Genomic DNA, 11,300 nt, shown 5'->3' with positions numbered 1-11,300 from the left:
CCGCCGGGCACGATGAACCGGGCGCCCGGCGTCGAACGAATCGCTGCCTGGAGTGCTGGAAGGCAACCACGGAGGAGAGCTTTCATGGGGCTTGAGGCGGCCGCGACGGGCGTGCTCCGTTATCGGAGGCCGTGGTATTGGTTGGTCGTCCTGCTCCTCGCGGCCGTTCTGGCCACGGGGTTCATCGCCGTGGACGCTCGCGCGCGGATCGCCCAGAGCCAGCGCCAGTTCGAGTCCTCGCAGTTGTTGCGCTTACATCTCATGGAACAGCGGATCGACGACTTCTTTGGAGATGCAATCCAACTGGCGACGACGGGGTCCGAAGCCTTGGCGCCCCAACGCGCCAATCTACGCCTGGTGCAACAGCTCGTATTAGGGCTTTATCGTTCGCACCGGAACTCCAGCGTTTATGGGCTCGGTGTCTTCTATGCGCCGTATGCCTTCGACGGGCGCACGCGCCTCGTAAGCGTGTACGATCACGCGGCGCGCCTCCCGCGAGCCGCGCTACCGGGCCCGCCACCGTCGCCCCAGGATCACCGGATGCCCGGCGGCATCGACGAAGTGCTCTGGCAAAACGACGGTTCGGATAAGGCCAATGATTACACGCGACTCTATTGGTACCGGGGCGCCGCTCACGCAAGCGGGTCGTTGACCTTCGCCGGCCCGTACTTCGAAAATGGACGCAGCTTCATCAGCACATTGAAAGCGGTCCGTCATAACGGCCGCCTAGTCGGCGTTATGGCGGTCGATACGCTCACCGTAACGTTTAAGGAGCTCATGGCATCGGCTTTGGATCGCGGCGACATCGGATACATTGAGGGCAGTGATCACGTGCGAACGCTGCTCGCAACCGCGCCCATGTCACGCGACGGTACCCCACGGATCGATCGTCAGCTTCCCCTACGATACACAGGAGCGATCCTCCACCTTTCAAGTGATGCGGCCCCGCTCTACGCCGCTCGCGCTCGCATCGTGTGGGGGAGCGTCGCCTTCGCGGGCGTCGTATGGTTTTTGGCCGGCTTGCTGGGTTTTGGAATGATTCGTCTCTGGCGTTCGCGTGAAGCGACGGTCGAGCGCGATATCGAGCAGGCCCGGCTGGAAAGCGTCATCGCCGTTGGCCGGCGCATCGAAATCGAGCTGCGTAAAACCGCCGAAACGGATGCCCTGACCGGGCTTCCCAACCGCTCGGCGTTTTGGGGGTTTGCGTCCGAAGCGATCGCGACAAGCCGTGACGCGATCGACTACGCCATCCTCTTCGTCGACCTCGATCATTTCAATATGATCAACGACACGCTGGGGCACTTAGCCGGCGACACGCTCCTCAAGCTCATTGCAGTCCGCTTACGCGAGGCGCTTCCCGCACAAGCATCGCTCTCGCGGCTCGGGGGCGATGAATTCGTCATACTCCTCTCTACCGATACTGCGGGTGCACCCGCCGTTGCCGAACACATCCTTGCGTGCCTGCGGGAGCCGATGGTGGTGACCGGCCGCGCTGTCTATACGACGGCGTCGATCGGCGTCGTCCTGGTCGATGCGAGCTATAGCCGGCCGGAAGAACTCCTGCGCGATGCCGACATCGCGATGTATCATGCCAAGCGAACGGGCCGAGCGAGATACGCCATCTTCGATACGGAAATGCGAGAGCGCGTGGCCGCGGAGTCCGCGTTGGAAAACGATCTGCACCACGCGATCGAGCACGACGAGTTCGTCGCGTACTACCAACCCATCGTCGATGTCGAATCGCGCGCCATCGTTTCGTTCGAAGCGCTCGCGCGCTGGAATCGGCCCGGCCACGGCGTTTTGCAAGCTGCGGATTTCATCGGTTACGCCGAATCGCATGGATTGATCTCGGCGATCGATGCCTCGATCCTCGATAGCGTCTGCCGAGACTCGGCCGCACTCTTTAGGCGCTTCCCAAATACGACGATTGCGATCAATGTTTCGGCGACGCAACTGACCACCACGAAACTCGCGAGCCAGGTTGCCGACGCGCTCCGAATCCATGCCGTTTCAACCGATCTTATTCGGCTCGAGATTACGGAAACCGCGGTGATGACCGACGCCTATCAGGCCCACGCCGCACTCGATCAACTGCATCGCAACGGCATCAAGATCATCGTCGACGATTTTGGAGCCGGCCACTCGTCGCTCGCGTACCTCCATCGATTGCCGATCGCCGGGCTCAAAATCGACCGCTCGTTCGTCGATCCGCTCGCGACCGACCGGCAAGCGGTGGCCATCGTTCGCAGCATCGTCGCGCTGGCAAAAACGCTGGGGTTTTACACGGTCGCGGAGGGCGTCGAAACGATCGAGCAATTCAACGTCCTGCGATCGCTCGGCGTGTCGTATGCGCAAGGGTTCTTGTTCTCGCCGGCAATCGAACTCTCGGAGTTGCTGGAGTTCGAGGCCCATGCAAGTTAGGCTACGCGAGGGGTTCCGCTAGCCGGTCCACGACGATATCGATACCATATCGAGCAAGATCGGCGGAATCGGATGGATCGATGACGGTATCTCCCGCCTCATCAGAATCGAGCACGTAGAGCAGCGACACCAGCGCTCCGTGCGATCGCAGCAACGGTGCGCCGGGACGATGGAGGCCGACCCGGTGCGCGCACTCGATACGCTTGGACATCACGTTCAACGCCTCGACCGGTCCGTCTTGGAGGTCGGCCGAAACCGCCCGCTCTCCGCGGAACGCGTAGGGCCGTAAAGCCTCGAGCGTTACGGCTTCGTCGTCGTCGAATCGCAGCACGCACCCGTTCCCGCTGACGACGACGATCGTACGATCGTATCCCGTAAAATCCGAAAACGGGCCGGCCCGTTCGATGCTCGCGAGCGAGACACGCCACGCAGGCTCGCTTCCCGGAGCGATCGCGATATCCAAGGTGGTACCGTAGCCGTTTTTCCATGGCGCGCGACGGTAGGCCGCGCGCGCTATACGCCGTATGGGCACTACCGTTGCAGAAAGCTCGTCAGCGCGGCCCGAGCCTCATCGCCGCGCAAAGCCTCGGCAAAAGCGCGAAACTCCTCGTCCATCGTCGTGCGAACCAGCTCGGCAAACGGTTCCTTGAGCATGCGTTTTGCATTGGCAACCGCCTTCGGCGGGAGCTTCGCTAATTGTTCGCACATCGAGAGGGCCGTCGCGTCGGTCTCTTCGTCGGCAACCACGCGCGTCGCGAGCCCAACGCGCATCGCTTCGTCGGCGCCGAACGTTTCGCTCGAGAGCAGCAGCCACCATGCCCGCAAGCGTCCCGCAATCAACGGCAGCAACACGCTCGAGCCGCCCTCGGGCACGAGGCCGAGTTTGGTGAACGGCATCGCCATCTTCACAGAATCGCCTAAGACGACCGCATCGCAATGCATCAACATGGTCGTGCCGATCCCGATCGCGGCGCCCCGTACGCCCGCGATAATCGGTTTCGGGCAGTCGCCGAGCGCGCGCAGGAAGCGCACCGGCGGAGGGTCGTCGCCCATTCCGCCGCTCGCGACGAAATCCGCGATGTCGTTGCCGGCGGTGAAATCGTTGCCGCCGAGCAGCGCGATCGCGCGTACGTCCGCATCGCGCGCGGCGTCGGCGATCGCTTCGGATAACGTCGCATACATCGCGGTGGTGAGGGCGTTTTTCTTTTCGGGGCGATTCAAGCGAATCGTCGCAACCGCACCCGTTTTGGCATAGAGAATCTGTTCGTTCATGACCACGGCAATCGTTGGAGCGGCGTCGACGAGCGCGCAAGGACTTCGTCGGGCACAAAGAAATCGGGGACGAGCGGCGAGGACGGGTCGTTTGCATAGGGCGCGAAATCGGTGATGCCCTCGGCGCGAAGCACTTCTTCGTCGATGAAGAAATTGCCGGTACAATCCGCGGCCGGCCGGCCGAGAATCGCTATCGCGGCGTCGGCGACGATTTCGGGCTTGCGTGAGAGCTTGGCCATACCGTCGCCACCGAGTACGTTCCGCACGGCGGCGGTATCGATCGCGGTCAACGGCCAGAGCGAGTTCACCGCGATGCCTTTGCTCTTGAATTCGGCCGCCATCCCGAGGGTACACATCGACATGCCGTATTTTGCCATCGTGTAGGCGACGTGTCCCGCAAACCAGCGCGGGTGCATGTCCAGCGGCGGCGCCATGTTGAGGATGTGCGGATTCGAGGCGTTCAACAGGTGCGGAATCGTCGCCTTGGAGCAGAGAAACGTGCCACGCGTGTTGATGCTGTGCATCAGGTCGTAGCGTTTCATATCCGTTTGCAGCGTCCCGGTCAGCGCGATGGCGCTCGCATTGTTGATGCATGCATCGATCCCGCCGAACCTCTCGACCGTTTTAGCGACCGCAGCCTCGACTTGTTCTTCGCTGCGAATGTCGCACTGGATCGGGAGCGCTCGGCCGCCCGCAGCCTCGATCTCCGCTGCCGCGGTGAAGATCGTGCCCGGGAGCTTCGGATGCGCCTGCGTCGTTTTTGCGACGATGGCGACATTAGCGCCGTCGCGAGCGGCCCGCAGGGCGATCGCCAAGCCGATGCCGCGGCTCGCACCGCTGATAAAGAGCGTCTTTCCACGCATTACGGTGCCTGGACCGGCGTCGAAGAAAGGCTCCAACCGCGAACGATGAATGAACGGTAACGTGCAACGATCATCACGTCTGCTTGTTCGCAACGGAGAAGCGATCCCTGCTTTGCGCACGCGCATCCGCACGCCGCTGGGGATCGACTTGCTGGTCGCGACCGATGGAGACGCGATCACCGCGAGCGATTTTGTCGCCCGAACTCGCGCGAAGAGCGAGCCCGCGCCGCATCCGCTATTGGCGCAGGTGCGCCTACAAGTAAACGCCTATTTCTCCCGGCGGCTCGATCGCTTCGACGTGCCGCTCGCCCTGGCGGGCACGCCGATGCAAGTGGCGATCTGGCGTTTCGTCGCGCAACTGCCGTTCGGCGAAACGATCTCGTATGCCGACGTCGGGCGAGCGCTGGGGTATCCGCGCGCGCACCGGGCCGTCGCTATGGCCATGGGCCGATCCCCATTCGATCTCTTCATCCCCGCACATCGCGTGGTCGGCGCCGACGGCCGCATCAAGGGCGCGGGCGTGGGCTCGACCCGCCGCGCTTTACTGCATTTCGAGGGCCTGTTCAGGGCCGTAGCAGATGACGCCATTCGATCATCGGGCCGATCCCCACGTTCCGGTCGGCCGCCTCGCCCGTCGCGATAAATCGCGCCGTGAAATTGAGCGTCCGCACGCCGAAAAGCCACTCGGTGCGGCGGTGATGCCAACCGAATGCAAGCGATGCGTCCAGTTCGGAGGCGCGTTCGTCCTTGTTCACCGGCGCCGTGACCCCGTCGCTATACAGAAAACGATCGACGCCGGCGAGGCTGGGCGCCACGCCAAGATACGCTTCGATAAAATGCCCGGGCGATCGCGTGGACCGGCGCGCGACGAGCGTGTAGCGCACGCCGGCTAACCGGGACGAAACGACTTGCTGAAGATTCGGCAGCGGAGTGCGCTGATTGATGATCGTCGTACCGATGCCGAGCCACACGTCGCGCCGCGCATCGAGCGCGGCCTCCACATCGCCGTTAAAGAGGCCTAGAGCCGGTGTTGCCTGGCCGTAAAAAGCCGATGCCCGTTGCGGCGCGCTCACAACCGGAATGCCTTCCAGATGGAGCGCGAAGCGCTTGGTGCCGGCGCCAATTTCGAGCAGCGGCGCGCCGCCGATACCGTGCTGCGTACCGGCAACGTCGCGATGCTGCCCCACGATCATCAGCCCCTGGACGCCGAAATAGGTCTGCGGAATCGGGCTAGCAGGGGTATCGGCAGAAGCACTGCCGGCGGCAGCGCAAAACAGCGCACATGCCACGAGTACGGAACGGATCACATTACCTCTTACTAGCGTCGAGCAGTACGATGCCTCGTTGGCCGGAGGAGCGAAGCGTCGAAAGTGCGCCCAGGGCCGCGCCGATGGGCGTATTGGGGTCGAGCGCTTCGCTCACCGTAAAGCCGGTCCGCGCCTTGGCTTGCGCGTCGATCGGGTCGCGAAATACGGCGGGGAGCATCTTGTATTTACCGATCAAGCTGATGAACGAGCCGGCTTTGGCATCGAGCTGGGCCGGATCGATCGCAATCACCACCACGGTATGACGCTTGCCCGCGATCGGTTTCTCGAACGACCCGAACGCTAAGCCGAGCGCGTTGGCACGCAGACGCGCTTCGTCGAGCGCGCTTCCCTTGAGAGCGACGGTGTAGCCTAGGGGCGGCATCCGGTCGATCGTATCGATCCACGATTCGAGTTGCGGGAGGGTCGCCGAGGTCTGCGCGATCACCTCATGCCCGGCGTACGACCCGGCGCCCTGGCCGTAGATGCTGCGCTGGTTTTGAGCGGTAGTTGCGCCGACCGTGGCATGCCAATCGCGCGTTGCGACGACGGCGCTACCGGCGTAGAGCGGAAAATCGACCGGATTCGTCGTCGCCGTTTCGGACGACGGGCTCGAGCCCGATGTCGTCGTCGATCCATGCGAACACGCGGTCAGCACCGCCAATACGACGGCGGCGTAGCGGAACTTCATCTACCCCTCCAAGATGTCGAACGAGGAACGCTGCCGCTTTCGAGGAGAAGCGCGCCAAGCCCCGTAAGCCCTTCGGTACTATGACGTTCGAAGAGTTTTGGCCGCGTTACCTCGCCGCTCACCGCGACCCGCGAACCCGGGCCTATCACGTCGCCGGGACGATCGCGGCAACCGCGATCGTTCTCGGAGCGATCGCGTTGCGCAAGCCGTGGCTGGCGGCCGTCGGCCTGGCCGCCGGGTACGGGCCGGCGTGGTACTCTCACGCTGCCATCGAGCACAACAAGCCCGAGACGTTCCGCGCGCCGCTTGCCTCCCTCCGGGGCGACTACCTGATGGCCTACCACGTGCTGCGCGGCAGCATCGACCGGGAGTACGCACGCATCGGAAAGGACTCGGCATGATCCGCAAAATCGCCGCTACCATAGCCCTCGCATCGTTCCTCTGCGCAGCACCGGCGCTCGCCATGCAATTGCACGCCACCGTCTTTGTCGACGCCTCGCAGACGGCGATGGTCGCGGCGGGCGACGATTTCTTCATCGCGCTTCCCTCGAACGTCACCACCGGGTATTCCTGGACAGCGAGCGGCTTCGACGGAAAGCTTCTCGCATACGAAGGCAACGTTTACCAACCGCCGCTCGGCGGTCTCCCCGGCGCGGGCGGGCAGCAGATCTTCGTCTTCCACGCGAATCGCACCGGCACGACGACGGTCACCTTCAACTACTCGCGCCCATTCGATAGTAATGCCGCGCCCGCAAAGAGCGCGACCTTCACGGTTACGGTTCAGTAGCATCGTGGAGCAGCGCCTTTCGTACGGGAGCTATCTGCGCATCGACGACCTACTCGCCTTGCAGCACCCGGTCTCGTCGCCTCCGCATCACGATGAAATGCTGTTCATCGTGATCCATCAGGTCTACGAATTGTGGTTCAAACAGGTGCTGCACGAAGTCGAAGCCGCGTGCCGGGCCTTGGATCGCGACGAACTCCACCGCGTGGCGAAGCATTTCAAACGCATCCACACGATTCAACGCCTGCTGGAGCAGCAAGTCGACATTCTGGAAACGATGACGCCGCAAGAGTTCAATCAATTTCGCGATCACCTCAACCCGGCGAGCGGCTTTCAGTCGATCCAATTTCGCGAGTTGGAGTTTCTGTGCGGCGTGCGCCGTTTGGAAACGCTGCAGCACATTACCATGAGCACGCCGGAGCGGGCGCGTCTGGATGCGCGCCTGCACGAACCTTCCCTCTACGAACGCCTCAAGCAGGCGCTCGCGCGCCGCGGGTTTGCCGTGGACGACGAGACGCAACTCGTCGAAAGCTTACGCACGATCTACGTCAACGAAGCCGGCCACTACGACCTGTACATGCTGCTCGAAGATCTGATCGAATTCGACGAACGTTTTCTGCTCTGGCGGGGGCGGCACGTGCGTATGGTCGAGCGCATGATCGGCCATAAGACCGGCACCGGCGGATCGTCCGGCGCCGAGTATTTGAAGCGCACGCTCGAGTATCGCTTCTTCCCCGCACTCTGGGAGGTGCGTTCGCATCTCGGCCAAGGAACCTACGCATGAGTTCGACGTTGACCCAGGCGCTGCGGCGCGAAGAATTTCCGATATTGCAGAGTTCGACATACCTGGTAAGCCATTCGATGGGCGCCGCGCCGCTCGGCGCCAAGGCGGCTTTAGACGACTATTGGAACGATTGGGCAACCGATGGCCCGGAAGCATGGGAGCGCTGGTTGCCGAAAATCGGCGAAATCGCCGACGGGATCGGGGCGATCATCGGCGCCGCGCCGGCGAGCGTGTTCCTCGGCCCGAACGTTTCGGTCTTACAAGCGGCAATCGCGACCTGCTTCAATTTTAAGGCCAAGCGCAACGAAGTGGTCTACGAGTCCCTGCAGTTTCCGTCGCTCACTTACGTGTGGCGCGAATGGGAGCGCTACGGTGCCACCGTGCAGATCGTCGATTCGGATGACGGGCGCACCATTCCGACCGAGCGTATTATCGCCTCGATCACCGAACGCACCGCGATCGCCGTGCTTTCGCACGCGTACTACGTCTCCGGCGCGGTTGCCGACGTGCGCGCGATCCAAGCGCACTGCCGCAAGGTCGGCGCCATCCTCTGCGTCGACGCCTATCAAACGACCGGCGTCTACCCATACGACGTGCAGGCGTGGGATCTGGACATGGTCACCGGCGGCTCGCATAAATGGCTGATGGGCGGCCCCGGCTGCGGGTTTCTGTACATCAAGCCCGCGCTACTCGACCGCTTTCTTCCAGCCGTGACCGGATGGATGGCGCACGCTTCGCCGTTCGCCTTCGAAGATGCGCCGATGCGCCACGCGCCGTCGATGTATCGCTTCGGCACGGGCACGCCGACGATTCCCGGCTACGTGGTCGCAAAACCGGGGCACGATCTCATCCGCTCGATCGGCGTGCCGCGCATTCGCGAACACAACGTCCGGCTCACGTCGATGATTGCCGAGATGGCGCTCGAGCGCAAACTCCGCGTCAATACGCCGCTCGAACCGGCCGCGCGTACCGGCTGGATCGGCATCGATTTCGAAGGCTCGCAACGCGTCAGCGAGCGATTGATCGCGGATCGCGTCTTTCTCGATTACCGCCCGGGATGCGGCCTGCGAGTGAGCCCCCACTTCTACACCACCGACGCCGAAATCGAAACGTTTTTCCGAACCTTGGACGAACATCGGCGCACATGACCTCCGCGTCCATGATCGTCGATCACCGCCGAGTGGGCGCCGCAGTGCGGCGCCTTTCTCTTCCGCTTGCCGTGCAAATGCTCGGCGATCAATTGCTGGGCATCGTCGATACGATCGCTATCGGCAGCCTCGGGGCCGTCGCACTTGCGGGCGTAACCGCGGCCACCACCGTTTTTTTTACCGTCATCATGACGCTGGGCGGGTTGTGGAGCGGCCTGGGCATCATCGCGGCGCAGCGCATCGGCGCGCACGACGTAGATGGCTTCGGCCGTACCGTCCGGGCAGGCTTCGTGATCCCCTGTATTGCGGCGATCGCACTAGCCATTGCCAGCACCTTCGCCGGCGTGCCCATCATCCACCTGATGATCGGATCGATGGCTTCCGCGCATGCCAGCGGCATCTATCTCGCGCTTCGCTGCGCGTCGCTGATTCCAATCAACATTTCCGCAACGCTAATCGTCGGATTAGGCGCCGCCGGTAATCGTAAACTCGGCATCTATCTGCTTGCCGTCATCAATCTCGTCCACATCCCGTTGTTGCTGATGCTCGCGCTTGGATGGTGGACGCATCATCCGTACGGCATCGTCGGAGCCGGCATCTCCACCCTCATCTCGGAAGCAATCGCCGCGATTTTCGCGGTCGTCTACACGGCACGCAAACCCATCTACCGCGTCTTTTCATCCATGACGCTCGACTGGAATCTTGCCGCGCGATGCGCGTGGCTCGGCTTGCCGGAATCGGTGTTCGGGCTGGCGATCGTCTCGCCGGATATCGCCATCGTCGCGATGCTCGCCCCGCTCGGTGCAGTAGCCATCGGCGGATTCAGAGCGCTCAACGTCGTGAGCGACCTCACGTTCGTCGTTCCCGGCCCGCTGCAGAGCGCAGCGCAAACGGTCATCGGGCAACGCTTAGGTGCCCGCGATGCCGAAGGCGCGCGCTGGTTTCTGCGCCGTTCGCTTCACCTGACGCTGTGGGTCACGTCGATCGCAGGCGTATTCGTCGCGATCTTTGCATGGCCGCTGGCATATCTCTTTACGCTCAACGCCGTCATCGCATCGGTTGCCGCGTTGCCGCTCGCCGTACACATGATCACGCTGCCGATCAAAGGCTGGGCGATGGTCTCGCTCTCACCGATCCGCGCTGCAGGCGACACGCAATTCTCGATGTTCGTGGGCATCCTGTGCGGCGTCTTGGTGCTACCGATTGCGTGGTTCTGCATCGAACGTTTGCACGTGGGATTATTCAGCATACCGATCGCGTGGATCGTCGCCTGGAGCGCGCGCGGCGCGCTCACGGCATGGCGGCTGCGCGACGACGCATGGAGCCGCGCCGAACCCCTTGCAGCGTAGGTGCTAGGCTCGACGTAAGCGGGCTCCTGAGAAGCCTCGGTGTTTCGGGGGACCGTTCGTCGGCGTGCATCCTGCACGCCTCCTACTCCTATGTTTTTGGGCAACGGCCAAAGGAAGTCGACATCCATGTCGATTGCCCAAAAATCACAGGTCCCCAGAAACACCGAGGCTTCTCAGGAGCCCGCTTACGCTAGACCGGATTCTCCAGCGAACCGCGGCCGTAACCGGCGTATGCTGCGAGCAAGAGGATGAACGCGTGCAGCGCAACGTCGTAGCCGTAGATCGGCGCGACTCCGAACAACGTATCGGTAATCGGAATCGAGCCCAGCACGACCAGAACGGCGTAGACCCACGTGACCGCGCGGCAGTACGTGACGGCCTTAGCGAACGTACGCGCCGCAATCAATCCCCAGATTCCGAAGATGACGTGCAGCCCGTCGTGCACTGCATTGACGGGGAAGAGATACGCGAGCATCCGATAAACGTGATCGAGCGTCACGACTTGCGCGTCGAACGGCATCGGCGCCGTGACGTAGGGTAAAAACCCCGCGATCCCCACAAGCAGAAGCAGCACGCCCAGGATGCGAGCGATCAGCGGTGCGTTCATGGCGGGAAGGTTACCCTCGCCTGCTAGGCCTTCCTTGCAGCGGGTACATGCCTGGGCCGGGCAATCATGCATCGGTC

Annotated in this window: 13 protein-coding genes; 7 read left to right on the top strand and 6 right to left on the bottom strand. The window is 62.8% G+C overall.

Annotated features, from left to right (window positions below):
• Positions 1–84 precede the first annotated feature (84 nt).
• The gene (locus VMW12_01600) at positions 85–2,421 is read left to right on the top strand and encodes an EAL domain-containing protein (protein HUZ48415.1); all 2,337 of its coding nucleotides are present in this window, start codon (positions 85–87) and stop codon (positions 2,419–2,421) included.
• A 1-nt stretch (position 2,422) separates the two neighbouring features.
• On the opposite strand, the gene VMW12_01595 is transcribed toward VMW12_01600, so the two are convergent.
• The 3 genes from VMW12_01595 to VMW12_01585 are packed head-to-tail and all read right to left on the bottom strand — an operon-like array spanning position 2,423 to position 4,556.
• Complete coding sequence (locus VMW12_01595) at positions 2,423–2,953, bottom strand: HutD family protein (GenBank protein ID HUZ48414.1); 531 nt, start codon at positions 2,951–2,953, stop codon at positions 2,423–2,425.
• Positions 2,953–3,693, bottom strand: coding sequence for an enoyl-CoA hydratase-related protein (locus tag VMW12_01590; protein HUZ48413.1), 741 nt, complete (start codon positions 3,691–3,693; stop codon positions 2,953–2,955). The genes VMW12_01595 and VMW12_01590 overlap by 1 nt, the downstream gene beginning before the upstream one ends.
• On the bottom strand, positions 3,690–4,556 hold the full coding sequence (locus VMW12_01585; protein ID HUZ48412.1) for an NAD(P)-dependent oxidoreductase: 867 nt from the start codon (positions 4,554–4,556) through the stop codon (positions 3,690–3,692). The genes VMW12_01590 and VMW12_01585 overlap by 4 nt, the downstream gene beginning before the upstream one ends.
• A 61-nt stretch (positions 4,557–4,617) precedes the next feature.
• On the opposite strand from VMW12_01585, the gene VMW12_01580 reads away from it, so the two are divergent.
• Positions 4,618–5,199, top strand: coding sequence for a methylated-DNA--[protein]-cysteine S-methyltransferase (locus VMW12_01580; GenBank protein HUZ48411.1), 582 nt, complete (start codon positions 4,618–4,620; stop codon positions 5,197–5,199).
• Here VMW12_01580 and VMW12_01575 read toward each other — a convergent pair.
• Positions 5,120–5,863, bottom strand: coding sequence for a hypothetical protein (locus tag VMW12_01575; GenBank protein HUZ48410.1), 744 nt, complete (start codon positions 5,861–5,863; stop codon positions 5,120–5,122). The two genes, VMW12_01580 and VMW12_01575, sit on opposite strands and share 80 nt — an antisense overlap.
• Before the next feature lies 1 nt (position 5,864).
• Positions 5,865–6,551, bottom strand: a complete 687-nt coding sequence (locus tag VMW12_01570; protein ID HUZ48409.1) for a hypothetical protein — start codon at positions 6,549–6,551, stop codon at positions 5,865–5,867.
• Positions 6,552–6,631: 80 nt separating this feature from the next.
• Here VMW12_01570 and VMW12_01565 point away from each other — a divergent pair, with 80 nt between their 5' ends.
• The 5 genes from VMW12_01565 to VMW12_01545 are packed head-to-tail and all read left to right on the top strand — an operon-like array spanning position 6,632 to position 10,616.
• Positions 6,632–6,952 (top strand): DUF962 domain-containing protein, encoded by a 321-nt coding sequence (locus VMW12_01565; protein HUZ48408.1) that lies wholly within the window; start codon positions 6,632–6,634, stop codon positions 6,950–6,952.
• Positions 6,949–7,338 carry a protease inhibitor I42 family protein gene (locus VMW12_01560; protein HUZ48407.1) on the top strand — a complete coding sequence of 130 codons (390 nt, stop codon included), beginning with the start codon at positions 6,949–6,951 and terminating at the stop codon, positions 7,336–7,338. Before VMW12_01565 ends, VMW12_01560 begins: the two co-directional genes overlap by 4 nt.
• Positions 7,339–7,342: 4 nt before the next feature.
• On the top strand, positions 7,343–8,119 hold the full coding sequence (locus tag VMW12_01555; GenBank protein ID HUZ48406.1) for a tryptophan 2,3-dioxygenase family protein: 777 nt from the start codon (positions 7,343–7,345) through the stop codon (positions 8,117–8,119).
• Entirely contained in the window at positions 8,116–9,267 is a 1,152-nt protein-coding gene (locus tag VMW12_01550) for an aminotransferase class V-fold PLP-dependent enzyme (GenBank protein HUZ48405.1), read from the top strand. Before VMW12_01555 ends, VMW12_01550 begins: the two co-directional genes overlap by 4 nt.
• Positions 9,264–10,616, top strand: coding sequence for an MATE family efflux transporter (locus VMW12_01545; GenBank protein HUZ48404.1), 1,353 nt, complete (start codon positions 9,264–9,266; stop codon positions 10,614–10,616). Before VMW12_01550 ends, VMW12_01545 begins: the two co-directional genes overlap by 4 nt.
• Positions 10,617–10,806: 190 nt before the next feature.
• Here VMW12_01545 and VMW12_01540 read toward each other — a convergent pair whose 3' ends face one another.
• Entirely contained in the window at positions 10,807–11,223 is a 417-nt protein-coding gene (locus tag VMW12_01540; GenBank protein HUZ48403.1) for a DUF4383 domain-containing protein, read from the bottom strand.
• Positions 11,224–11,300 lie beyond the last annotated feature (77 nt).

The sequence above is a fragment of the Candidatus Dormiibacterota bacterium genome (genome assembly GCA_035532835.1).
In the GTDB taxonomy this organism is placed as follows: Bacteria; Vulcanimicrobiota; Vulcanimicrobiia; order Vulcanimicrobiales; family Vulcanimicrobiaceae; genus DAHUXY01.
This window is presented reverse-complemented; position numbering and strand designations above follow the sequence as displayed.